The organism is Janthinobacterium sp. SUN120 (assembly GCF_030397735.1).
Taxonomy (GTDB): Bacteria; Pseudomonadota; Gammaproteobacteria; order Burkholderiales; family Burkholderiaceae_D; genus Janthinobacterium; species Janthinobacterium kumbetense.
On record NZ_JAPUBW010000001.1, the window covers coordinates 368,363 to 391,799 of the forward strand.

Here is a 23,437-nt window from a genome sequence, read left to right on the forward strand (position 1 = left end):
TGAGCGGCAGTGATTTGTGGCTAAGAAGCGCAACCGTACTTTAGTACGGTGAGCATCGCAGGCCGCAAAGCACGACGCGCAGCAGGTTTTATCCTGCGCGGACATTCGCGATGCCGAACGGGACATGCACCATCGGGATGGTGCCGCCCGCCGATTTGAGGTGGCTCAATTGATCGTCGAAGAAGATATGCGGCTTGAACACGGCCAGCACGCGCGATTTGTCCATGCCGCCGAGGAAAAATGTCTCGTCGGCCGCCACGCCCCAGCTTTTCAGGGTCGTCACGACGCGCTCGTGCGAGGGCGCGTTGCGCGCCGTGATGATGGCGATGCGCAGGATCTTTTTATAGCCGGGGTCGCGCCGCTGGGCCCTTTCTTCCAGGCGCTGCATGGTGGCCAGCTTCTGGAACAGGCCGGCCAGCGGGCCGGGGCGGTGCGGCGTGCCCACGTTCAGGGTTTCATGGGCGTGGAATTCGTCGACGTCATTGTTGCGCTTGAAGACGGTTTCCGCTTCGTCGTCGGCGATCACGCCGTCGAAATCGAAGGCCACGCGCAATTCCTCGTCGTTTTCGTCGTCTTCCGTGCGCGACGGCAGCACCAGGCCGGCCGGATAGTCGCAGGCCAGGGCGCTGCGCACGTCGCCTTCGTTCGCGCTGAGGAATAGCGAGGCATTGAAGGCGGGCAGGTAGGGATACGGCGACTTGCCCGTCATGAAGGCGGCGCGCGAAATGTCCAGGCCGTAGTGAGCGATCGAATGCATCACGCGCAAGCCCGTTTCCGGCGAATTGCGCGAAAACAGCACCACTTCCACGGGCGACTGGCGCGGATAGTGCTTGTTGATGTTCAGGAAGCGGCGGATGAAGGGGAAGGCCACGCCGCGCGGCAGGACCGTGTCGATGTGCGTCTCCTGGTACTTGCGGTATTCCTCGGGGCCGTTGTCGAGGTAGATCTGGTGCGATTCGGCCAGGTCGAACAGGGCGCTGGAAGCGACCCCGATCACCAGTTTGTGTTCGATAGGATAAGCCATGCTGTACCTGTGGTGTGCGTGTTGACCATCTTATACGACTATTAACTGCGTAGCCAATAGCGGCGCGCGCGGATTTTTTGCACCAAAGCAGGGCATCGGATGGCTTTTCGATGCCACTGTGCAAGGCGCGCCACAGTCAGGAAATAAATATTGATTTGTATCAAGTATGTAGCAGTCAGCGTCCCCGTTTTCCACTATGCTCCTATTATCAAATCTCGCCAATTGTAACGAAGCGTACGCCCCATCCCCGCCACCTTTATACAAGTGTCAGCTGTTTTACTCGAACATGCCAGCCTCAACCTCGCCAGCAAAAATCGTGATTTTATAAAGGGCCTAGCCATGTTTAAGAATTTACTGATCAAATGGAAGTTGGCGACGCTCGTCGCCGTGATGATGGCGGCCTTGCTGGTGGTGGGCATCAGCGGTTACACGGGCATCGCCACCGTCGGCCGCGCCGTCAATGAAATCGGCGTCGTGCGCCTGCCGTCGATCCAGGGTTTGATGATGATCAGCGAAGGCCAGACGGCCGTCGCCGCCGCCACCCTGACGGCCGCCATCTATGAAAACAATTATCAGGCACAGGACAAGTTCGCGGAAGCGCTGCAGCTGCGCACGCGCGCCTGGAACAATATCGAGGCGGGCCGCAAGCTGTACGAACCGCTGCCGCAAACGCCCGAGGAAGCCGTGCTGTGGCAGCGCTTCCAGGGCGAGTGGACGGCCTGGAAGGCGGACGACGACAAGGTGCGCGCCATCCTGCGCCAGCTGGCCGACAACCGCGACGAAGCGCGGCAGAAAGAGCTGTTCGTGGGCTTTTACAAGCAGTACCAGGATTCGCGCGCGCTGTTCGGCAAGGCCGAAGGCACGCTGAACGACATCATCAAGCTCAATAACGGCGTGGCCGACGCCAGCGTCAAGGACGGCAGCGCGGCCGTGATCCGCTCGGAAAGCCTGATGGTCATCCTCGGCTTGCTGGCCTCCGCACTGGGCATCGGCTGCGCCGCCTACATCACGCGCGCCATCACGCAGCCGATCAATTCGGCCGTGAAAGTGGCGCAGACGGTGGCCTCGGGCGACCTGACGAGCCAGATCGAGGTGCACACGACGGAAGAAACGGGCCAGCTGCTGCAGGCGCTGAAGGACATGAATTCCAGCCTGGTCAGCATCGTCGGCCAGGTGCGCAGCGGCACGGAGACCATCGCCACGGCGTCGTCGCAGATTGCCAGCGGCAACCTGGACCTGTCCTCGCGCACGGAAGAGCAAGCCAGCTCGCTGGAAGAGACGGCGTCGTCGATGGAAGAGCTGACGTCTACCGTGCGGCAGAACGCCGACAATGCCCAGCAGGCCAACCAGCTGGCGCTGAGCGCCTCGGGCGTGGCCGTCAAAGGCGGCGAAGTGGTGGGCAAGGTGGTCGAGACCATGGACGCCATCAACGATTCGTCGCGCAAGATCGTCGACATCATTTCCGTCATCGACGGCATCGCCTTCCAGACGAATATCCTGGCGCTGAACGCGGCCGTGGAAGCGGCGCGCGCGGGCGAGCAGGGACGCGGTTTCGCCGTGGTGGCGACGGAAGTGCGCAATCTGGCCCAACGATCGGCTGGCGCGGCGAAAGAAATCAAGACCCTGATCGGCGACTCCGTGGTGGCCGTCGACGCGGGCAGCAAGCTGGTGGCCGAGGCGGGCAGCACGATGGCCGAAATCGTCTCCAGCGTGCAGCGCGTGACGGACATCATGGCGGAAATCAGCCTGGCCACGCAGGAGCAAAGCTCGGGCATCGACCAGATCAACCAGGCCATCGGCCAGATGGACCAGGTGACGCAGCAAAACGCGGCCCTGGTGGAAGAGGCGGCCGCCGCGGCCGAATCGCTGCAGGAGCAATCGGGCCAACTGGCCGAGGTGGTCAGCGTCTTCAAGCTCGATGGCGCCCAGGCGCCTGCCGCGCGCGCAAACGCGAACGCAAAGCCTGCCGCGCCGCGCGCCGCGGTGGCCAGCGCGGCGCTGAAGCGTCCCGCATCGCGTCCGGCTTCCCGTCCCGCCGCGGGCCGCCCGGCCTTGCACGCCGTGCCGTCCCAGCGCCAGAGCGCGCCGCGCGACGACGAGTGGGAAGTGTTCTGATGGCTTGACGGCGCCAGCATGCGCTAACGGACGGCCGCCTTGCGCGGCCGTTTCTACATGCGCGCACAGGTTCGCACTGCGGTTACTACTTACTAAAAAAACAGCGTTATAAAAATAGCTGTTTTGCCATCTAAGCAAATCTTTTCAAAACTTAACGCGACATTGCTTGTGAGATAACTCACACTGCCTGCCGTACCACCCTTGTTCCCGCCTCGGCCACATCCCGGCTGACCCCTCCGCCTGCTGCGTCCAGCCATTCGTGGCAGGCGGCAGCCATTGCCGTCAGCCTTGCATGCGAGCCCGGCGCAATGACCGATGCACCACACTGAAGGATGCGAATGAAGATGGCAAATATGAAAATCGGCACGCGCCTGCGCTGCTCCTTTGCGTTGTTGACCTTGCTGCTGCTGGCGACCGCCGTGCTGGGCATGCTGCGCCTGTCCAGCCTGGAACTGCGCATGCGCGACGTGATCGACGACAAATATCCGAAAACCGTGCTGGCCAACGACATCATCAAGAATGTCAACATCATCGCGCGCTCCTCGCGCAACCTGCTGCTGATGACGGAGCCGCAGCAGCTGGCGCAGGAACGGGCCACCATCGCCAGGGCGGGCGGCGAAACGGAAAAGGGCCTGGCGCAGCTGGACAAGGTGGTGCTGTCGCCGCAGGGGCGCCAGCAGATGGCGGCCGTGACGCAGGCGCGCGCCACCTTCAACGGCGGGCGCGACAAGGTGCTGGCCCTGCTGGAACAGGGCGCGCGCGAGGAAGCGAACAGTTTGCTGCTCGGCACGGTGCGCGGCGACCAGCTGCGCTACATGGCGGCGCTGGAAAGCCTGATCGCGCTCCAGCATGACCTGATGGAGGAGGCGGGCGCCCAGGTCAGCCACGAATACGCGACGGCGCGCAACATGATGCTGGCGCTGAGCGCGCTGGCCGTGCTGTTTTCGCTCGTCACCGCCTGGCTGGTCACGCGCAGCATCGTCAACCCGCTGCGCCATGCCTTGACGGTGGCGCAGACCGTGGCCGCCGGCGACCTGACGTCGACCTTCGGCCGCCACGCGGGCGATGAAACGGGCAAGCTGCTCGACGCGCTGTGCATCATGAACGGCAACCTGCTCGACATCGTGCAGCGGGTGCGCAGCGGCACCGATACCATCGCCACGGCGTCGTCGCAGATCGCGGCCGGCAATATCGACTTGTCGTCGCGCACGGAGGAGCAGGCCAGCTCGCTCGAACAGACCGCGTCGGCCATGGAGGAACTCAGCTCTACCGTGCAGCAGAACGCGGACAATGCCCGCCATGCCAGCGTGCTGGCCGTCGAGGCGGCGAATATCGCCGGCGCCGGCGGGCAAGCCGTGGGACAGGTGATCCATACGATGGATGCCATCAGCGCGTCGTCGGCGCAGATCGCCGACATCATCGGCGTGATCGACATGCTGGCATTCCAGACGAATATCCTGGCCCTGAACGCGGCCGTGGAAGCGGCGCGCGCGGGCGAGCAGGGGCGCGGCTTTGCCGTCGTGGCGACGGAAGTGCGCAATCTGGCGCAACGCAGCGCGGCGGCGGCGCGCGATATCCGCGCCCTGATCGCCAATTCCACGCAGCAGGTGGACGCGGGCACGGCCCTCGTCGCGCAGGCCGGCGCCACGATGCGGGACGTGGTGGCGGCCGTGGGACGCGTGAGCCAGATGGTGGCCGACATCACGGCCGCCAGCGCCGAGCAAAGCACGGGCATCGGCCAGGTCAGCCAGGCCGTCGTGCAGATGGATGAAGTGACGCAGCAGAACGCCGCCCTGGTGGAAGAGGCGGCGGCCGCGTCGCAATCGCTGGAAGGCGAGGCGGCGAAGCTGCTGCAGGTGGTCAGCGTGTTCCGCCTGCAGCAGGGGCCGGCGCACACCTTGCCGCGCCGCAGCGCGCCGGCCGTGCCGCGCCTGCTGGCCTAGTGGCGCGCCTGGCAAGGTTCTGGCGCGGCTGCGTCGTGCTGTGGCGGGCGCGGCGCCGGGCGCGGGAGGGGCAGGGCGGCAAGCCGAGGGCGTCGGCGCGCAGCCGGGAGTTGCAGGCGCGCCTGGACGGCGCCATCGTCGATGGCGAATTCCGCTTTCACTACCAGGGCAAGTTCGACACGGCGCAGCTGCGCCTGGTCGGCCTGGAAGCGTTGCTGCGCTGGGACCATCCGCGCCACGGACTGGTCTACCCGAACGAATTCATCGGCCTGGCCGAGCAGACGCAGGCCATCGCCGCGCTGGGCAACTGGGGCATCGATGCGGCTTGCCGCCAGCTGGCGCAGTGGCGCGCGGCGGGCCTGCCTCTGGTGCCGGTCGCGGTGAATGTCTCGGCGCGCCAGCTGTGCCAGCCGCAGTTGCCCGACTTCGTGCTGGATTGCCTGCGGCGCCACGCCATTCCTGCCCGGCTGCTGGAGCTGGAAGTGACGGAAAGCTGCCGCATCGACGACATGGCGCAGGCGGCGCAGGGCTTGCGCCGCCTGCGCGCGTTGGGGCTGGCCCTTTCGCTCGACGATTACGGCACCGGTTATTCAGGCTTGAGCCATGTCCGGATGCTGCCGATTCACACCATCAAGATCGACCGCTCCTTCATCCGCGACGTGGACAACTGCGGTAGCGACGCCGTGATCGTCGCCTCGACCCTTGCGCTGGCGCGCGGCCTGGGCTTGCTGGCGCTGGCCGAGGGCGTGGAAAACGGTGCACAGCTGGCGCAGTTGCGGCGGCTGGGCTGCCCGCAGGTACAGGGCTTCTATCTGCACCGCCCGGCGCCCGCGGCCGAGGTGGCCGCGCTGCTGTCCGCCGGCCTTGTAACGGTGCCGCAACATGGCGCCATGCGGCATGGCGCGGATGCTCAGTAGAATATGGCCACTGCAAGCCGCGTGCTTTAACACCTACACCCCCACGCAAGAATGATAAACAGTCCCGTCCCGGCCTATGTCTTTGGCCCGTTTCGCCTTTTGCCGCTAGAACGCCTGCTGTTCGAGGGCGACCGCGCGCTGCGCCTGGGCAGCAGGGCCATGGACTTGCTGCTGGCACTGCTGGAGCGCGCCGGCGACATCGTCGACAAGCATGAACTGGTGGCCATCGTCTGGCCCAATGCCGTGGTCGACGACGCGACCTTGCGCGTGCACCTGGCGGCGTTGCGCAAGGCGCTCGGCGACGGCCGCGACGGCCAGCGCTACATCACCACCATTCCCGGGCGCGGCTACGGCTTCCTGGCGCCGCTGGCGCACACGGGCCGGCCGGCGTCCGGTGCGGCGGGCGCCGAGCCGCGGCATAACCTGCCCGTCATGCTGACGCGCATGCTGGGCCGCGCCGAGGTGCTGCAAACGATGGCCAACCAGCTGCTGCAATTGCGCCTGCTATGCATTGCCGGCCCGGGCGGCATCGGCAAGACCACCCTGGCCGTCGGCCTGGCCACGCGCGTGCTGCGCCGCTATGCCGACGGCGTGTGTTTCGTCGACCTGTCGCCGCTGGACGAGGGCCGCCTGGTGCCGCTGGCGCTGGCCACGGCGCTGGGGGTGGCGGTGCCGGCCGGCGACGCCATGCCGGTCCTGCTGGCCTACCTGCGCCCGCGCCACATGCTGCTCGTGCTGGATAACTGCGAACACGTGATCGGCGCGGCCGCCACGCTGGCCGACGCCTTGCTCAAGGGCGCGCCGCTGCTGCACGTGCTGGCCACCAGCCGCGAGCCGCTGCGCCTCACCAGCGAACAGCTGCAGCGCCTGCCCGCGCTGGAATTGCCGCCTGCCGATGCCGTGCCCGATGCGGCGGCGGCCCGGCATTTCTCCGCGGTGCAGCTGTTTTGCGAACGCTGCGCGGCCGTCGACGATGCCTTCGTGCTGGCCGACGCCGACGTGCCCGTGGTGGTGGACATCTGCCGGCGCCTCGACGGCATCCCGCTGGCGCTGGAACTGGCGGCCGGGCGCATCGGCCATTTCGGCCTGCACGAATTGCGCCGCCAGCTCGACGACCGCTTTCGCCTGCTCACGCGCGGCGCGCGCAACATGCCCTTGCGCCACCAGACCCTGCGCGCCACGCTGGACTGGAGCTACGGCTTGCTCGACGCGCGCGAGCGCCAGGCGCTGCAGGCGCTGAGCGTGTTCAGGAGCCGCTTCCGCCTGGAGTCGGCCAGCGCCGTGGCGGGATGCGACGTGTTCGACACGCTGGCCGACCTGGCGGCCAAGTCCCTCGTCAGCATCGAGTTTTGCCGCCAGCACGTGTATTACCGGCTGCTCGACACCACGCGCGCCTATGCTGGCGCGCAGCTGTCGGCGGGTGGTGGCGCGGGCGCCGTGCTGCTGCGCCATGCGCGCCATTGCCTGGGACTGGCCGCACGCATCTCCGCCGACTGGGGCAGCATGCCGCCGGCCCACTGGAGCGCGCGCTACGGCCGCCATGTCGACGACTTGCGGGCCGCGATCGACTGGGCCTTCGGCGAGGAGGGCGACGTGGCGCTGGGCGTGGCGCTGACCCTGGCCGGGCAAACCCTGTTCTATCAGCTGTCGCTGATGGATGAATACCGCGTGCGCGTCGAGCGGGCGCTCGAGCGCATGGCCACGCACGCGGTGGACGACCCCGACAGCGAAATGCAGCTGCATGCCTCGCAGGCGCACCTGCTGCTGCATACGCAGGGCATCACCGGCACCATGCTGCGTTCCTTCCAGCGCGGCTATGCGCTGGCCATGCGCACGGACGATGGCAGCCGCCGGGCCGAGGCGATTTGCGGCATGTGGATCTGCTGCCTGAAGCTGGCCGATTTCCAGCGCGCCGACAGTTACGTCACGCAGCTGGCCGTCCTGTGCGCAACGCGCGACGACACGGCGATGCACCTGGTGCTGGCGCGCATGCGTTCCGTGGGCGAGTATGTGCAGGGACGCTACGCGCAGTCGGCGGCGCTGGCGCGCATGGTGCTCGCGCATCCCGGGGGCGCGGCGCAGCTGGGTTTCAACAATGTCTTGCTGGCCGATCACCAGGTGTGCCTGCGCGGCACGCTGGCGCGCTGCCTGTGGATGCAGGGCCGCCCCGACGACGCCCTGGCGCTGGCGCGCGAGGCGGTGACGGTGGGCTTCGAGCACAATGGCGTCACGCTGTGCGTGGCGCTGGCCATCCATGCCATTCCCGTCGCCCTGTGGTGCGGGCGGCGGGAACTGGCGCAGGCGTGGACTTGCCTGTTGTGCGAGCACGCGGCCCGCTATGGCTTGCTGTACTGGAGAGCTTGGGGCGCCGCCTACCAGCGCCTGCTCGACGGGGGCGAGGCGATGACGCCATTCCCCTGGCCTTCGGTGCGCAGCTGGCCGATACAGGTCGATTTGATGGCCACCCTGCACGACGCGGCCGCCGATAGCCAGGCGCTGCGGCGCGCGCGCACGGGCCTGGCGCCGTGGAGCGCGCCGGAAGTGCTGCGCCGCGACGCGCACCACCGCTGGCGGGCGCTGGCGCACGACGATGCGGCCGGCCTGGAAGCGGTGCGGGCGCAGCTGGAAGAAGCGCTGCAGCTGGCCAGGGGCCAGCAGGCGCCGGGCTGGGAACTGCGCTGCGCCACCAGCCTGGCGGCCGTGCTGCGGGCGCAAGGCCGCGGCGGCGCGGCGCATGCCGTGCTGGCGCCTGTGCATGCGCTCTATAGCCAGGGGCGCGACACGACGGACGTGATGGCGGCGGCAGCTTTGCTGGCGCAGTTGGCCTGAGCGCTATTCGTAGGCGCCCAGCCGGCGCTGTTCCTCCGGCGTGAAACTGGCGTCGCGCAGCTGCTGCAGGGCCGCCGCATCCTGCGCGTCGCCGGGCAGGCTGTTTTTTTGCGCCTGGTAGGCGATGATGCGCTGCTGCCACTGCGATTCCTCGCGGTCCAGTTCCGCCAGACGGGCCGCCGCCGCCGGCGTGAAGGTGCTGGCGCGCAGGCGGTAGACTTCATTCTCGCCGCCGCCCTGTGCCCGCAAGGCCTTGACCGATTCATCCAGCCTGGCCACCTGCAGCGGCGCATCGCGCGCGGCGCGCTGGGCCGGCGACATCTTCTGGTCCAGCGCCGTCAGCTGCGCCTGGCGCTGGGCTTCATCGAGCGTCGTGTTGCCGAGGATATCCATGCGCGCCACGGCGTCGTCGTCATACGCGTCGCTGGCGCCGAACAGGCCCGCGCTTTCCCCTGGCGTAAAATAATTGCCGCGCAGGGCGCGCATGGCTTGCAGGCGCGCGCGCGCCGCCACGGCGGGATCGGCTTGCGCCGGCAAGGCCTGTTCCGCGCCGGCCAGCGCCTGCTTGTAGGCCAGATAGGCGCCCAGCAGGCGCTTCGCTTCGCGGGCGGGCACGGGCGCCAGGCGCTTGTCCAGCTCCGCCTCGATCTGGCTGCGGATGGCGGCCAGCGGCTTTTCGCCGAGGCCCGCCAGGTAGTAGTCGAACAGGTGGCCCAGTTCCGCGTCGACCACCAGCTTGTCGCCGGCGGCCACCGTCACGTCGCCGTCGGGCCGCGTGCCTTGCATCGAGCGCACGAACGCGAACAGGTCCGGTTCCGCTTTTTCCGGCGGCGGGGCGGGCGGCTCGCCCGGGCGCAGCACCAGGTACAGGGCCAGGGCTGCCAGGCTGCCGCCGATGATCCATTTCGCGTGCATGCGCTTCTCCTTACAGTCCCAGGCCTTGCAGGCGGTTGGCTTGCTGGCGGAAGACGGTGACGGGGTTCGTCTCGAACAGGTTGACGATGCCGACGAACTGGTTGACTTCATCGAGGTGGTTCATGGCGTAATCGTCGCGGATCACCTTGCCCAGGTGGCTGGAGCAGCTGCTCACCAGGCCATCGTTCTTGACGCCGCCGAAGGCCAGGCTGATGGCCGCCAGGGCAGGGTCGCCCACGTCGAGCACGTTCGTGTACGGTTGCGCGCCGCTCCACGAGAAGTAGTACACGCCTTGCACCTGGTAGGCGCCTTCGCCGCAGGCGCTGGTCGGGATGCCTTGCGGGTGGCGGCTGTTGAAGGCCAGCGAGCCGGCCGTGGACAGGGAGGTGAGCGACGCGCCCGCGTTTTGCGGCAAGCCCTTGTTGCCCGACAAAATGCCGATCAGGGAGGCGAGCGCGTTGCCCAGCGCGCCGCTGGTGTTGGGAATGGCGCCGCTGAGGATATCGGCCACCTTTGAGCCCTTGTTGACGCCGGCCACGCTGGTGACGGACGCCACCAGGTCGGGGCGCACGGAAGCGACATAGCGGGCCGTGGGGCCGCCATGGCTATGGCCGATCAAATTGACTTTGCTTGCCCCCGTGGCGGCGAGGATTTGCCGTACCTGCGACAGCAGCTGCTCGCCGCGCACTTCCGTGCTGTTGGCGGCCGACACGGTGGTCACATACACTTGCGCACCGCCGCTGCGCAGGGCGGCGGGAACGCCATAAAAATATTCGACGGGACCGAGCTTGTCGAAGCCGAACAGGCCGTGTACGAGCACGATCGGGTACTTGGTTTGCGTGTAGCCGGCGGCGCTGGCGCTGCCGGGCAGGATGGCGAGGGAAAACAGCAGGGTGGAAAGCAGTTGCCAGAAGCGTGTCTTCATTTTGTCTCCGTTATGTATTATTAATAGTGGAAATGAGTGGAAATGTCGATGCTGTAGCGATGAACCGTGCACTCCTGTACATTCTCGATGCATTAAAAATAGCGAGCGCTCGGTTTTTTGAATGTAGCACCGCTGGATTTAAATTGCATTTGAATTACATGATGCAGCGCAATAACTGTGGGAATTTGGCGTTGCTTATGTGCCCATTGCATAGTTGAAAAGTCAAATAGTTGTTTTCCTGAGCTATAATCGGCCCGGCATCAGCCGTCCCGCCATCTTGCAATGCCGCGTCCCGGCATGGCATGGATATCGCTCCTACACCGTTACTTGGGAATGCACTTGTCGACCCATTTTAATTTTGAACAGTTTCAGCAGATGACGCCTTTAAATGGCGAAAACATCTGGGAATATATTCTTGACCGCCACGCGGAGCGCATCGGCGTCAAGCGCCGCAAGCCGGCGCTGGAAAATCTTGAACGCATCTTCGTCGCCACCTTCCGCCTGGCCAATGACGTGGGTTTCCGCGCCATGAGCTTGCGCGATTTATGCCGCGAGACCGGCTTGTCGATGGGCGGCCTGTATGGCTACATCACCAGCAAGGATCAACTGGCCGAAATGATCGAGGACGTGGTGCGCCACGCCACGCAAGCCTTGCCCTTGCTGTTTGCCGACGTGAAGTCGCCGCTGGACCGCCTGGAAGCGATGATACGTTCGTCGATCTACCTGTCCGAAGTGCTGCAGCCATGGTTTTATTTTGTCTTCATGGATTCGCGCGTGCTGCAGGTGGAGCAGCGCAGCATGGCGAAGAATTCGGAACTGTACGTGCAGACCCTGATCGCCGCCACCATCGGGGAAATCGAACCGAAGCCGCAGGGCGATCCCACCTTGCTGGCCGCGCACTGCCTGGCCCTGTTTCAGGACTGGTACGTGAAACGCTGGAAGTACCGCGCCGCGAAGGTCAATGTCGACGATTTCGCCGATAGCGTCGTCAGTACGGTGCGCGGCTACCTGAGCATGGTCAAGGCGCCGTAAGAAGGCCGCCGAAAAAAAAGCCAGGATCGCTCCTGGCTTTTTCACTAGTTCGTCTCTACCGGCACCGTCTCCGGCACTGCCGCCGGATCCGTCGGCGTCTCCGCCTCCATATCCAGCGTCCTGATCCCGTTCATGTCGATGAATTCGTCGTACAGCCACTCGCCGTCGACCTGGCTCAGGCCCGCCGGCACGGCGCGCGTGACCTGCGGGCGCGTCGACAGGGCCGTGCGCATGTAGTCGATCCAGATCGGCATGGCCAGCGAGGAACCGAATTCGCGTCCGCCCAGGGACTTGGGCTCGTCATAGCCCATCCACGCCACCGCCACGATGCCGCCGCCATAGCCGGCGAACCAGCCGTCGACGGCGTCGCTGGTGGTGCCCGTCTTGCCGGCGATGTCGCTGCGGCCCAGTTTTTTCGTCGCCGCCGCGCCCGTGCCGGTGCGCGTGACTTCGCGCAGCATGCTGTCCATCACGAAGGCGTTGCGCGGGTCCAGCGCCAGGGTCTTCTCGTCGTTCGGCGCGGGCGGCTTGGTCTGCATCAGCACCGCGCCCTTGGCGTCGACGATGCGGTCGATCAAATACGGTTCCACCTGGTGGCCGCCATTGGCGAACAGGGCGTAGGCGCCCGCCATCTGCACGGGCGTGACGGAACCCGTGCCCAGCGCCATCGTCAGGTTGCTGGGCTGGCGGGCCGGGTCGAAGCCGAATTTTTCCATGAAGTCGTGCGTGTACGACACGCCCAGCGCGCGCAGGATGCGCACCGAGGCCACGTTCTTCGATTGCGCCAGCGCATAGCGCATGGTGATGGGGCCGTCGAACTTGAAGTCGTCATTCTGCGGCGCCCATACCTTGCCGCCCGCCTGCATTTCCAGTGGCACGTCGTTGATCAGGGTGGCCGGCGAAAAGCCTTTTTCCAGCGCCGCCGAATACACGAAGGGCTTCATGGCCGAACCGGGCTGGCGCCAGGCTTGCGTCACGTGGTTGAACTTTTGCAGGTTGTAGTCGAAGCCGCCCACCATGGAGTGGTAGGCGCCCGTTTCCGCGTCCAGCGAGACGAAGGCGGCGGCCACCAGCGGCACTTGCGTGATGGCCCAGTTGCCCTTGGCGTCCTGGGTGATGCGGATCACGGCGCCCGGGCGCAGCTTGATGCCGGCGCCTGCCTTGGCGGACAAGGCGGGGGCGGCAAAGCGCAAGCCTTCGCCCGTGATGGCCTTGGCGTCGCCGTCGCCGATGTCGGCCACCACCTTGCCGCTAGAGACCTCCGTGACGACGGCGGCGATCAGGCCATCGCTGTCCGGGCGTTTTTGCAGTGCAGCATCGATGGCGTCGTCGCGCTGCTCGGGGTCGACCGGCATGTCGATGAAGGTTTCCGGGCCGCGGTAGCCGTGGCGCTGGTCGTAGGCGATGACGTTGCGGCGCGTCGAGGCGTAGGCCGCATCCTGGTCCGCCTTCAAGATCGTCGTGTAGACGCTGATGCCCCGGGTGTAGCTGTCTTCCTTGTACTGCGCATACACGGCCTGGCGCGCCAGTTCGGCCACGTATTCGGCGTGCGTGTCGAAACCCTGCTTGCCGCGGCTGTTGATATGCAGCGGCTGCGCCAGCGCCTGCCGGTACTGGCCTTCGCTGATGTAATCGAGGTCGCGCATGCGCTTCAACACCAGTTGCTGGCGCGCGTGCGCCTTTTTCGGATTGCTGATCGGGTTGTGGCGCGAGGGGTTTTGCGGCAGGCCCGCCAGCATGGCCATTTCCGCGATCGACAGTTCATTCAGCGGCTTGCCGAAATACGTCTGCGCCGCGCTGCCGAAGCCGAACGAGCGCTGGCCCAGGTACATCTGGTTCATGTACAGCTCGAGAATCTGGTCTTTCGACAGGGCCGACTCGATCTTCAGGGCCAGCATGATTTCATTGAGCTTGCGCGAAGCGACTTTTTCGCGCGTCAGGAAGAAGTTGCGCGCCACCTGCATCGTGATGGTGGAGCCGCCCCCGTGGCCGAAGCCGTGGCGCAGGTTCGACAGCACGGCGCCGCCGGCGCGCACGAAGTCGATGCCGTGGTGTTCGTAGAAGCGGCCATCCTCGATGGCCAGCAGGGCCTTCTTCATCATTTCCGGCACTTGCGCAATCGGCACGAAGTCGCGGTGCTCTTCGCCGAATTCGCCGATCAGCACATTGTCGGCCGTGTAGACGCGCAGCGGGATCTTCGGCTGGTAGTCCGTAATGACGTCCAGTTCGGGCAGGCGCGGGCGCACATACAGGAACAGGTAGGCGGCCAGCAGCAGGGCGGCGGCCAGCGCGGCGCAGCCGGCGATGATGAAACCGCGCACGGTGGCGCGGCGGGAAGGCCAGGGGAATCCGGTTCGTTTGGCAGTCAAGGCAGTCTCACGTGAGCGTGCAAGGCACGGTGGCAGCGATTATAGACCAATGCGCCGGTGCTTCCCGCGCGGGCAGGGCGGCGGGCGGGCCTCGGGGACCGGGAGCAAAAAACCTTTTCATCGAAACGCGGCTGTGCGATAGTCTCGGCTTCAAGAAAATAGCCCGGGCGTCAATCCGGGCTGTTTATTTTTAAAAATTAAGGAAATATCCATGGCAAAAGATGCAACACCGAGCGTCGTGAGGCCCTACATCCCGGCCGATGCGAAGCTGCCCGAGATGACCTTCCGCGCCCTGTTCATGGGCGTCATCCTGGGGATGGTCTTCGGCGCTTCCTCGCTCTACCTGGTGCTGAAAGTGGGCCTGACCGTCAGCGCCTCGATTCCCGTCGCCGTGATCGCCATCACCCTGTTCGGCCTGGCCAAGAAGGTGGGCGGCAAGGATTCGTCGATCCTGGAAAACAGCATCACGCAAACGGCCGGTTCGGCTGGCGAATCGCTGGCCTTCGGCCTGGGCGTGACCATGCCCGCCATCCTGATCCTCGGCTTCGACCTGGAAATCTCCAGGGTCATGCTGGTCGGCGTCCTCGGCGGCCTGCTGGGCATACTGATGATGATCCCCATGCGCCGCACCATGATCGTCGACCAGCACAAGGAACTCAAATTCCCCGAAGGCACGGCGTGCGCCGAAGTGCTGAAGGCGGCCGCCACGGAAGAATCGCGCATCGCCGCGGGCGAAAGCATCGAGAAGGATTCGGCTGCCGCGCTGGACGCCAAGCGCCGCGCGAAGATCATCTTCGGCGGTTTTGCCGTCGGCTTGCTGTATAAAGTGTTCAATATCTCGTTCAAGGGCTGGAAGGATACGCCGGGCGTGGAATTTGCCGCGCCGCTCAAGGGCGGCTCCATCGGCGCCGAAATCTCTCCTGAATTGCTGGGCGTGGGCTACATCATCGGCCCGCGCATCGCCGCCACCATGGCGGCCGGCGGCGTGCTGTCGTACCTGCTCTTGATCCCGATGATCAAGTTCTTCGGCGACGGCCTGACCACCGTGCTTTCGCCGGGCACCAAGTTGATCAGCGAAATGGGCGCGGACGACGTGCGCAGCGCCTACGTGCTGTACATCGGCGCGGGCGCCGTGGCCGCCGGCGGCCTGATTTCCCTGGTGCGCGCCATGCCCATGATCTGGCGCAGCCTGTCGGCCGGCCTGAAAGGCATCGGCAAGGGCGTCAAGAGCGATTCCACCCTGCGCACGGACCAGGACATCCCCCTGAAATGGGTCGTCATCGGCTGCCTGTCCATCATCGCCGTGATCACCTTTGCCACGCCGCTGCACATGAATTTCCTCGGCGCGCTGCTGATCCTCGTCTTCGGCTTCCTGTTCGCCACCGTGTCGTCGCGCCTGACGGGCGAAATCGGCTCGTCGTCGAACCCGATTTCCGGCATGGCCGTGGCCACCTTGCTGTTCACTTGCCTGATCTTCCTCATCATGGGCTGGACGGGCGGACGTTACTATGTGACGGCCCTGTCGGTGGGCGCCATCGTGTGCATCGCCGCCAGCAATGCGGGCACCACGTCGCAAGACTTGAAAACCGGCTACCTGGTGGGCGCCACGCCGCGCCTGCAGCAGTATGCGATCCTTGCGGGCGCCTTGTCGTCCGCCCTGATCCTCGGTCCGATTCTGCTGAAACTGAACGAGGCGAGCACCGTCTATGTGCCGGCCGCGCAAGTGGCGCCCGGCCTGACGGTCGATGCGTCGAAGCTGACGGTGACGGGCGAGCTGCATGGCCCGCAAGCCGAGACGGACCACAACACGTATAAAGTCTGGCAAAAGACGGATACCGTGGGCGGCCCGGCCGGCAAGTATTTTGTGAAGGAAGATGGCCAGCTGGCTTACCTGGTCGATCCGGGCATCAATGGCCATTACAGCAAGCGTCCCGACGGTTCGGAAGTGAAGAAATATGATGCACCGAAGGCCGTGCTGATGTCCTACATCATCAAGGGCATCCTCGACCAGCAGCTGCCGTGGACCCTGGTGCTGTTCGGCGTGATGATCGCCGTGGTGCTGGAAATGGCCGGCATCCCGTCGCTGGCGTTTTCGGTGGGCGTGTATCTGCCGCTGTCGTCCACCTTGCCGATCTTCGTCGGCGGCCTGGTGCGCTGGCTGGCGGACCGCCGCAACAACAAGCTGGAACACAACGCCAAGCTCAATGAAGAAGAGCGCCAGCTGGCGGGCGACCGCAGCTCGGGCGTGTTGCTGGCGTCCGGCTACATCGCCGGCGGCGCGCTGGCCGGCATCATCATCGCCATTACGGCCGGCGTGCTGACGCACTTCGACCAGATGATGGCCGACTGGGCCGAGCACGGCAACCCGTTCTACGCGGGCCTGCATTCGGATGCGTTGTCGCTGCTGCCGTATGCGCTCATCATCGTGCTGCTGTATATCGTGGCGCGCGAGAAGAAAGCGGACAGTTCGCAGGCTTGATGTCATAGCCACTCCAAGGAAAACCGCCCGGGTCGCACCGGGCGGTTTTTTTATGTGCGGCCGATGGGCCGCGCCGCCAGTTGCGCCGCGCTCGCGTAGATCGTTACGTGCTCTGACGCCATGTGGCGCAGGTGGTCATAAAACGCCTGCGCCGGAATGCACCACGACGCCGCGTCGCCCACTTGCCCGTTGACGCGCAGGCCGGCGGCATCGAATTCCCGCTGAAAGTACGCGCGCAGATCCTCCCGGCCGGGATGGTCGATGCGGCGCCGTGCGACTGCCGGATCGAAAGGGCGCACGGGCACGTCCCAGCGCCTCCCGGCGTGGTCCAGGCAAGCGAGCAGCCTTGTCTCTTCCTCCCACACGGGCACGGGAAAGGCCTCGCCCATGGCGTCTTCCAGCGCGTGATAGAACGTCACCGGTCCCATGGAAATGCCCAGGCCCAGCACCTTCGCATGGTCGCAGCCGATGAAGCGCTGCCAGGGAGAACCCATGCCGAAGATCGAGGGCGCGCGGTGGTGCGCTTCGGTGAGGTCGGCGGCATGGCGGCCCAACGCGCAGACGGAGTGCGTCGGGTGGATGCTGCGCCGGACACCGGGGCTGGCAAGGAAGGCTTCCGGCAGACGTCCCATGTGCGTGCCGTGGCGGCGCGGGTCGAATACATAGTCCGGCATGGCGCAGGCGGCGTGCACGGTGCCGCCCGGCAGATAGTAGGCGGGCAGCAGCAGGGCGCCTTGCGGGCCGACGGCGTCCTGCAGGGCGGCTATCACGGCTGGCGCGCCGCCTTCCACGTAGCCCAGGCTTTTCAGCGAGGAATGCACGAACAGCGTATCTCCCGGGGCGATGCCCAGCCGCGCAAGATCGGCGGCCAACCCGGCGCGCGTCACGTGGGGGGCATTCTGGCGCGCGCGGCGGGCGCCGGCGGCGCGGCGCCACGCTTGCAGCGCGGCCCTGGCGGCGCGTCTGGCCCCGTCAAGCATGGCCTAACTCCAATTCCAGCAGGTTGGCATCGATGCAGAACTTGGCGGCCCAGTTCAGGTAAGCCCAGGTGCCGTAGTCGCCATCGACGGGAAACGAGCCCTTGACGCCGCCGCGCGCGTGCGCGGGGCCGTCGATGCTGACCGCGCGCCGCACGTAGCGGTTCAGGCGGCGCCCCGCGTCGAGGTAGGGCCGCTCACCCGTGAGCCGATACAGCAGGAACAGACAATGCGCGTTTTGCGCGGAACCCGTGAGGCAGGCGTAGTTCGCTCCCGGCTGGAAGTCCGGACCGAGGCGGCCGGCCAGGTAGCCGTCGGCCGCCACGGCCCTGGCGACGCTCGTTCCCGTGCACGCGGCGGCGTCCAGCAGGTCGGCGCGCGCCGAAAAGCGGTGCGCTTCGAGCAGGCCGCGCAAGGCGTAGCCGATGGTATGGGTCAGGGGCAGGAGCGGGTTGTCCAGGCAGTTCGACGCGAACCAGCCATTGGAGCGCTGTTTGGTCAACGCCCAGTCGACCTGGCGCAAGCCGGCCGCGCCATAGCCGTGGCCCGGCGCGACGCGGTCCGCTTCGAACAGTCCCCATGCGACATGCGTTTCGTAGGCCTTGTCGCCGGCGCTGGCGAACGGCGTCGGATGGCGGCGCCAGCAGCCGTCCGCATCCTGGCTGTCGCGCAGCCAGCTTGCCGCGCGATGCATGGCGTCTGCGTAGGCCGCGCCGTACGCCGCCACGCCGGCGGCCAGGCCGAGCAGGATCTGGCCCGTATTGAAGGTGACGGGCACGCGCGGCGTCGAATCGATCTTCCCGCCCTGGAATCCGCCTTGCGCGAACTGGATGGCCAGGCACCAGTCGAGCATGCGCCGCGCGCGCCCGTGCAGCGCCTCATCCCCACCCTCGTCGCCCGTGCGCTGCGCCAGGGCGATGAGGGTGGGGATGATGTAGCCGGTGGTCTCCGGATAGGAACTCGACCACCCTGTGATCAGGCTGTAGTCGCGCGCGACGCCGCCGTCGTTTGAGCTGGAATGATCCTGCGCCGCGCATAGCCAGGCCGTGCAGGCATTGACGACGGCTTGCGGGCCGGGGTCGAAGGCGGGCAGGCCGCGCCGGTCCGACAGCCGCTCCATGCGCGCCGCCGCCGGCAGGCTCGCCTGCGGCGACAGCGTGTTCCTGATCTTCGTGAGCAAGGTGCGCATGGCAGTAATGGCAGTAATGGTCGTAATGGCAGCGATGGCGTGCTGGTTGGCACAGGCTACTGTAGCGCCGGCAGGCGGCAGGGTTATTGACTTGCCGCAAGGATTGGCCGTCGCATCGCTGCCGCCGGAATTGACGCATAATGGCTACTTCACCGTTATCGACGAGGCCCGCCATGAACAGCGTCACGCTTGAATACACAGTCGTCACCAATCCCGACGCGTTCGTCGGCTTCAAGTATTACGTGAAGGCGGGGCAGGCATTCGATGCCGATGATTTCGCCTATTCCTACAAGCTGAAACGCTCCGACCTGGACGCGGACAGCGTGCTGGCCACGCGCGAGGCGGCGGCGAATTTGCAGCCGGGCGAGTGGCTGAGCGTGTCGCATTCGATTGCGGCGTAGCGCGCAGGTTGAGGGCTTCCTCCCGTCGAACTTTGGCGGCCCGGCAAGCGGAAGATATCGGCGCTGCGGACCGCAAGACCGGAACCGGCTGTTACGTCGGAAGCCAGTGCCAGGGCAGGGTATCGTCGGCACGGATCTTGTCGAGATGCCCACTTCTGCCTATAATTGAGAATAATTCTCATTAAGTTTGTGCTGCCCGCCAGACCCGCCGCTCCATGTCCGCCGACCACGTCTCCCTGCATGATTTCGATGACATCGCCATTCTGTATCGCCAGCACCATGGCTGGCTGCGCGGCTGGCTGCAGCGCAAGGTGGGCAACGCCTTCGACGCGGCCGACCTGGCGCAGGCCACCTTCCTGCGCGTGCTCGCGCCGCAGGGCATGCAGGGCGTGCAGGAGCCGCGGGCCTACCTGACGACGATCGCCCGCAACCTGCTGATCAACCATGTGCGCCGGCGCGCCATCGAGCAAGCCTACCTCGACGCCCTTGCCCTGATGCCGGAGCCGGTGGCACCGCCGCCCGAAGTGCGCCTGATGTTCCTCGAACGGCTGGTGGAGCTGGACCGGCGCCTGGCCGGGCTGCCGGCGCAGGCCCGGCAAGCCTTTTTGCTGGTGCAGCTCGACGGCCTGGGGCAGCAGGAGGTCGCCGCCGAATTGGGCATTTCCCTGTCCACCGTCAAGCGCCATCTGGCCAGGGCGGCCCTGCGCTGCTTTTTCCCGGAGCAGCACGATGGATGAAGAGGCAAGCCTCGCCCTGGACGGAACGGCTGTCGCCGGAAGCGTGGCGCCCGCCGTGGCGCGGCGGGCCGTGCAGTGGTGGCTGGCGCTGCAGGGCGGCGACGCCACAGCCGCGCAGCTGCAGGCGTGGCAGCGCTGGCGCGCCGAGGAAGCCGAACATGAGCGGGCCTGGCAGCGCATCGAAGCGGTCAGCGGCCAGCTGGCCGGCATTCCGCCGCCGCTGGCCAGCGCCGCCCTGGCCGCGCCCGCAGGCGCGCAGCGGCGCCGCGCGGTGCGCCTGCTCACGGCGCTGGTGGTGGCGGGCGGCAGCGCCGCCATGCTGCGCCAGACACCGGCGTGGCAGTCGTGGAACGCCGATGCCAGCACGGCCACGGGCGAGCGGCGCACCCTGCGCCTGCCGGACGGCGGCACGCTGGTGCTCAATACCGATAGCGCCATCCAGCTGCGCTATGACGCCAGCGAGCGCGCGGTGCAGCTGCTGCGCGGCGAGGTGCTGCTGCAGACGGCGCCCGATGCACAGCAGCGGCCCTTTCGCGTGTACACCGCCGACGGTACGGCGCGCGCGCTGGGCACGCGATTCATCGTGCGCCAGCACGCGGGCTTCGTGCAGGTGGGCGTGCTGGAGGGGGCCGTCGAGTTGCGGCCTGCGGCGGCCGACGGCCAGCCATGCGTGCTGCGGGCGGGCGAGGAGGGCAGTTTTACGCGCGACGGCGTGGGCGCGGCGCATGCGCTCGATGCCGGCGCCGGTGCCTGGGCCGACGGCATGCTGGTCGCCGCGCACATGCGCCTGGACGATTTCCTGCTGGAGTTGTCGCGCCACCGGCGCGGCCACCTGGGATGCGATCCTGCGCTCGCGCACCTGCTGGTGTCGGGCGCCTATCCGCTGGCCGATACCGACAGGGTGCTATTGGCGCTGGTGGAAGCCTTGCCCGTCGAGCTGCACTACCTGACGCGCTACTGGGTCACCTTGCGGCCGCGCACGGCGAAAAAATAAACTGAAAATACATGGACTGTTTTTGCACGCTGCCTTGTCAAGGGAAGTGAGGGCGCAGGTATTGGCCCGTTCCACCCATCCCATGATACGAAGGCATGCCATGAACGACCGCAGCACATTCCCCCCATCCACGCGCTTGCTGGCCATGACACCGCTGGCCCGCCTGGTGCACGCCCTGTGCCTGGGCGCACTGGCCAGCCTGGCCAGCGCGCCGGCGCACGCGCAAACAGTCGCGCAGGCCGAGGCGCTGCGCCATTACGCCATCCCGGCCGGGCCGCTGGAAGCGACATTGAACCGGCTGGGACGTGAAGCGGGCTTGCTGATCGCCTTTGGCTCAGCCGCGACGGAAGGGCTGCGCAGCGGCGGCGTCACTGGCAGCTACACGGTGGACGACGCGCTGGCGCGGGCGCTGGCCGGCACCGGGCTCGCTGCCGTGCGCACGGCCGGCGGCGGCTACGCGCTGCGTGCCGCCGCCGCATCCGCTGCCGGCGCGGCGGCGGATGGCGTGCAGACGATGGCGCCCGTGACGGTCAGCGCCCAGGCGGAAGAGGAAAACCCGTGGGGCAAGGCCAGCGGCTATGTGGCGCGGCGGGCCAGCACGGCCACCAAGACCGATGCTTCCCTGCTGGAAGTGCCGCAATCGGTCTCCGTCATCACGCGCGACCGCATGGATGACCAGGGCGTGCGCACCCTGAACGACGCCATCCAGTACACGGCCGGCTTGCGCAGCAACACGGCAGGCGCCAATCCTGCCGACGACAGCCTGTCGGTACGGGGCTTCAGCCAGTTTTCGGGCGCGTTCTACCTGGACGGCATGCGCCTGATGCCGATGGGGACGCTGGGCTTTTTCGGCGTGGAGCCGTACGGCGCCGAGCGCGTGGAAGTGCTGAAGGGACCTTCGTCCGTGCTGTACGGCCAGAACGCGCCGGGCGGCATCGTCAATTTCGTGCCCAAGCGCCCCGCGGCGGACCAGGTGAACCAGGTCGAACTGTCGCTCGGCAGCTATGCGCGCAAGCAGCTGGCCCTCGACGTGGGCGGCAAGCTGGCCGACGACGGCAGCCTGCAGTACCGGCTGGTGGGGCTGGCGCGCCAGGCGGACCAGCAGATCGATTACATGCAGGACGACCGCTATTATCTGGCGCCCAGCCTGACGTGGGCGCCGAGCGCCCGCACCAGCATCACCTTATTGGGCTTTTTTCAGCAGAATCGCGCCATGCAATCGTCGAACGTGCAGTGGGAAGCCTTGAACGGCAGTAATCCCAACGGCCGCCTGCCGCTGACGCGATTCCTGGGCGAGCCCGGCTTCGACCACGAGGAAACGCGCGTCGCGTCGGCGGGCTACGCGGCGCGCCACACGTTCGACGGCGGGTGGACGCTCCGGCAGAACTTCCGCTTCCTGCACGCGAATAACCATGAACAGTATATGTTTCGTTACGGCAACTTAATCGACCATGCGGTCACCAACCGCGAGATCGATACGCGCGACGGCAAGGGCAGCGTGTACTCGCTCGACACCAGCGTGACGGGCCAGGTGGCGACGGGCGCGCTGCGCCATGAGGTGGTTGCCGGCATCGATTACAGCCGCAGCAGTACTTCGTTCAGCTCGTATATCGCCGACGGTCCGCAGATCGATATCTACCGCCCCGTCTACGGCGGCGCGCTGGACCTGGCGGCGCTGGCGCCCGATGCCCTGCGCCGCGAGCATAACCGGCAGCTGGGCGCCTACCTGCAAGACCGCATGCAGTACCGTAACTGGGTCTTCACCGTGGGCGGGCGCCAGGACTGGACGCGCCAGGAGCAGCGCAATCTGCTGGTATCGCCGTCGGCCACGACGGTGCGCAAGCCCACGGCATTCACGGGCCGCGCCGGCATCACCTACCTGGCGGCGAACGGCCTGGCGCCTTACGCCAGCTACAGCGAATCGTTCTCGCCCGTCTCCGGCGCCGACCGCCTTGAGCGTCCGTTCGAGCCGGAAACGGCCCGGCAAGTGGAGGTCGGCGTGAAATACGCGCCTGGCGCGTATTTGTCCGTGACGGCCGCCGCATTCGAACTGCGCCGCCAGAACGTGCTGACGACGGACCCGGACGAGCCGAATTTCTCCATCCAGCAGGGGGAGGTGCGCTCGCGCGGCATCGAACTGGAAGTGGCGGCGCAGCCGGGCAGCCAGTTGAAACTGCTGGCATCCCTCACCTACAACCCCTTGAAGGTGACGAGGGCGAATCCGGACATGTGGGGCACGAACGTGCAGGGCAAGTCGCCGTATGAAGTGCCTCGGCAGATGGCTTCCGCGTGGGCCGACTACGCCTTCGTTGGCGGCTTGCGCGGCCTGTCGGCCGGCGCCGGCGTGCGCCACGTGGGCGCCAGCTGGGGCGATGCGGAAAACACCTTCCAGGTGCCGGCGTTCACCCTGGCCGACCTGTCGCTGCGCTATGACCTGGGGCAGGCGCGCAGCGACTGGCGCGGTCTGAGCGTGAGCATGACGGTGAAGAACCTGTTCGACAAATACCATGTCGCCTCGTGTTTCTCGGCGCGGGCCTGCAATTACGGCGAACAGCGCAATGTCGGCGTGCGCGTGGCCTACCTCTGGTAGC

The 23,437-nt window shown here is 66.6% G+C and carries 16 protein-coding genes; 10 read left to right on the plus strand and 6 right to left on the minus strand.

Features of this window, described 5'->3' with window-relative positions; all coding sequences use genetic code 11:
• Positions 1-88 precede the first annotated feature (88 nt).
• Positions 89-1,024, minus strand: a complete 936-nt coding sequence (locus O0879_RS01615) for a 5'-nucleotidase (RefSeq protein WP_077405756.1) — start codon at positions 1,022-1,024, stop codon at positions 89-91.
• Between the two features lie 339 nt (positions 1,025-1,363).
• Between O0879_RS01615 and O0879_RS01620 the strand changes: the two genes are divergently transcribed.
• From O0879_RS01620 to O0879_RS01635, 4 genes are all read left to right on the plus strand, one after another.
• Entirely contained in the window at positions 1,364-3,139 is a 1,776-nt protein-coding gene (locus tag O0879_RS01620; RefSeq protein WP_289914341.1) for a methyl-accepting chemotaxis protein, read from the plus strand.
• A 344-nt stretch (positions 3,140-3,483) separates the two neighbouring features.
• Complete coding sequence (locus tag O0879_RS01625; RefSeq protein ID WP_289914342.1) at positions 3,484-5,082, plus strand: methyl-accepting chemotaxis protein; 1,599 nt, start codon at positions 3,484-3,486, stop codon at positions 5,080-5,082.
• Entirely contained in the window at positions 5,082-5,999 is a 918-nt protein-coding gene (locus O0879_RS01630) for an EAL domain-containing protein (protein ID WP_289914343.1), read from the plus strand. The genes O0879_RS01625 and O0879_RS01630 overlap by 1 nt, the downstream gene beginning before the upstream one ends.
• Positions 6,000-6,098: 99 nt before the next feature.
• The gene (locus O0879_RS01635) at positions 6,099-8,828 is read left to right on the plus strand and encodes a winged helix-turn-helix domain-containing protein (protein WP_289914344.1); all 2,730 of its coding nucleotides are present in this window, start codon (positions 6,099-6,101) and stop codon (positions 8,826-8,828) included.
• Positions 8,829-8,831: 3 nt separating this feature from the next.
• Here the strand turns inward: O0879_RS01635 and O0879_RS01640 are convergent, their stop codons facing one another.
• Both O0879_RS01640 and O0879_RS01645 read right to left on the minus strand, forming a co-directional pair.
• Positions 8,832-9,743, minus strand: coding sequence for a lipase secretion chaperone (locus tag O0879_RS01640; protein WP_289914345.1), 912 nt, complete (start codon positions 9,741-9,743; stop codon positions 8,832-8,834).
• A gap of 10 nt (positions 9,744-9,753) precedes the next feature.
• Positions 9,754-10,668, minus strand: coding sequence for a triacylglycerol lipase (locus O0879_RS01645; RefSeq protein WP_289914346.1), 915 nt, complete (start codon positions 10,666-10,668; stop codon positions 9,754-9,756).
• A 375-nt stretch (positions 10,669-11,043) separates the two neighbouring features.
• Here O0879_RS01645 and O0879_RS01650 point away from each other — a divergent pair, with 375 nt between their 5' ends.
• Positions 11,044-11,700, plus strand: a complete 657-nt coding sequence (locus tag O0879_RS01650) for a helix-turn-helix domain-containing protein (RefSeq protein ID WP_052140174.1) — start codon at positions 11,044-11,046, stop codon at positions 11,698-11,700.
• Between the two features lie 44 nt (positions 11,701-11,744).
• Here the strand turns inward: O0879_RS01650 and O0879_RS01655 are convergent, their stop codons facing one another.
• Positions 11,745-14,069, minus strand: coding sequence for a PBP1A family penicillin-binding protein (locus tag O0879_RS01655; RefSeq protein WP_289914347.1), 2,325 nt, complete (start codon positions 14,067-14,069; stop codon positions 11,745-11,747).
• Between the two features lie 211 nt (positions 14,070-14,280).
• On the opposite strand from O0879_RS01655, the gene O0879_RS01660 reads away from it, so the two are divergent.
• Positions 14,281-16,548, plus strand: a complete 2,268-nt coding sequence (locus O0879_RS01660; RefSeq protein WP_289914348.1) for an oligopeptide transporter, OPT family — start codon at positions 14,281-14,283, stop codon at positions 16,546-16,548.
• Positions 16,549-16,598: 50 nt separating this feature from the next.
• Here the strand turns inward: O0879_RS01660 and O0879_RS01665 are convergent, their stop codons facing one another.
• Both O0879_RS01665 and O0879_RS01670 read right to left on the minus strand, forming a co-directional pair.
• Positions 16,599-17,528, minus strand: a complete 930-nt coding sequence (locus tag O0879_RS01665) for an AAC(3) family N-acetyltransferase (protein ID WP_289914349.1) — start codon at positions 17,526-17,528, stop codon at positions 16,599-16,601.
• On the minus strand, positions 17,521-18,714 hold the full coding sequence (locus tag O0879_RS01670) for a hypothetical protein (RefSeq protein WP_289914350.1): 1,194 nt from the start codon (positions 18,712-18,714) through the stop codon (positions 17,521-17,523). Before O0879_RS01670 ends, O0879_RS01665 begins: the two co-directional genes overlap by 8 nt.
• 173 nt (positions 18,715-18,887) lie before the next feature.
• Here O0879_RS01670 and O0879_RS01675 point away from each other — a divergent pair, with 173 nt between their 5' ends.
• The 4 genes from O0879_RS01675 to O0879_RS01690 all read left to right on the plus strand — a co-directional run bounded on the left by O0879_RS01675 (position 18,888) and on the right by O0879_RS01690 (position 23,436).
• Positions 18,888-19,115 carry a hypothetical protein gene (locus tag O0879_RS01675; RefSeq protein ID WP_289914351.1) on the plus strand — a complete coding sequence of 76 codons (228 nt, stop codon included), beginning with the start codon at positions 18,888-18,890 and terminating at the stop codon, positions 19,113-19,115.
• A gap of 215 nt (positions 19,116-19,330) precedes the next feature.
• Positions 19,331-19,852, plus strand: a complete 522-nt coding sequence (locus tag O0879_RS01680; RefSeq protein ID WP_099667559.1) for a sigma-70 family RNA polymerase sigma factor — start codon at positions 19,331-19,333, stop codon at positions 19,850-19,852.
• Positions 19,845-20,846, plus strand: a complete 1,002-nt coding sequence (locus O0879_RS01685) for a FecR domain-containing protein (protein WP_289914353.1) — start codon at positions 19,845-19,847, stop codon at positions 20,844-20,846. Before O0879_RS01680 ends, O0879_RS01685 begins: the two co-directional genes overlap by 8 nt.
• 100 nt (positions 20,847-20,946) lie before the next feature.
• Complete coding sequence (locus O0879_RS01690) at positions 20,947-23,436, plus strand: TonB-dependent siderophore receptor (protein ID WP_289914354.1); 2,490 nt, start codon at positions 20,947-20,949, stop codon at positions 23,434-23,436.
• The last annotated feature ends 1 nt before the right edge of the window (position 23,437 follow it).

Coding starts and splice junctions, on each gene's coding strand:
- O0879_RS01615 (WP_077405756.1), bottom strand. CDS start 1,024: ATGGCTTATCCTATCGAACACAAACTGGTGATCGGGGTCGCTTCCAGC.
- O0879_RS01620 (WP_289914341.1), top strand. CDS start 1,364: ATGTTTAAGAATTTACTGATCAAATGGAAGTTGGCGACGCTCGTCGCC.
- O0879_RS01625 (WP_289914342.1), top strand. CDS start 3,484: ATGGCAAATATGAAAATCGGCACGCGCCTGCGCTGCTCCTTTGCGTTG.
- O0879_RS01640 (WP_289914345.1), bottom strand. CDS start 9,743: ATGCACGCGAAATGGATCATCGGCGGCAGCCTGGCAGCCCTGGCCCTG.
- O0879_RS01645 (WP_289914346.1), bottom strand. CDS start 10,668: ATGAAGACACGCTTCTGGCAACTGCTTTCCACCCTGCTGTTTTCCCTC.
- O0879_RS01650 (WP_052140174.1), top strand. CDS start 11,044: ATGACGCCTTTAAATGGCGAAAACATCTGGGAATATATTCTTGACCGC.
- O0879_RS01660 (WP_289914348.1), top strand. CDS start 14,281: ATGGCAAAAGATGCAACACCGAGCGTCGTGAGGCCCTACATCCCGGCC.
- O0879_RS01665 (WP_289914349.1), bottom strand. CDS start 17,528: ATGCTTGACGGGGCCAGACGCGCCGCCAGGGCCGCGCTGCAAGCGTGG.
- O0879_RS01670 (WP_289914350.1), bottom strand. CDS start 18,714: ATGCGCACCTTGCTCACGAAGATCAGGAACACGCTGTCGCCGCAGGCG.
- O0879_RS01675 (WP_289914351.1), top strand. CDS start 18,888: ATGAACAGCGTCACGCTTGAATACACAGTCGTCACCAATCCCGACGCG.
- O0879_RS01680 (WP_099667559.1), top strand. CDS start 19,331: ATGTCCGCCGACCACGTCTCCCTGCATGATTTCGATGACATCGCCATT.
- O0879_RS01685 (WP_289914353.1), top strand. CDS start 19,845: ATGGATGAAGAGGCAAGCCTCGCCCTGGACGGAACGGCTGTCGCCGGA.
- O0879_RS01690 (WP_289914354.1), top strand. CDS start 20,947: ATGAACGACCGCAGCACATTCCCCCCATCCACGCGCTTGCTGGCCATG.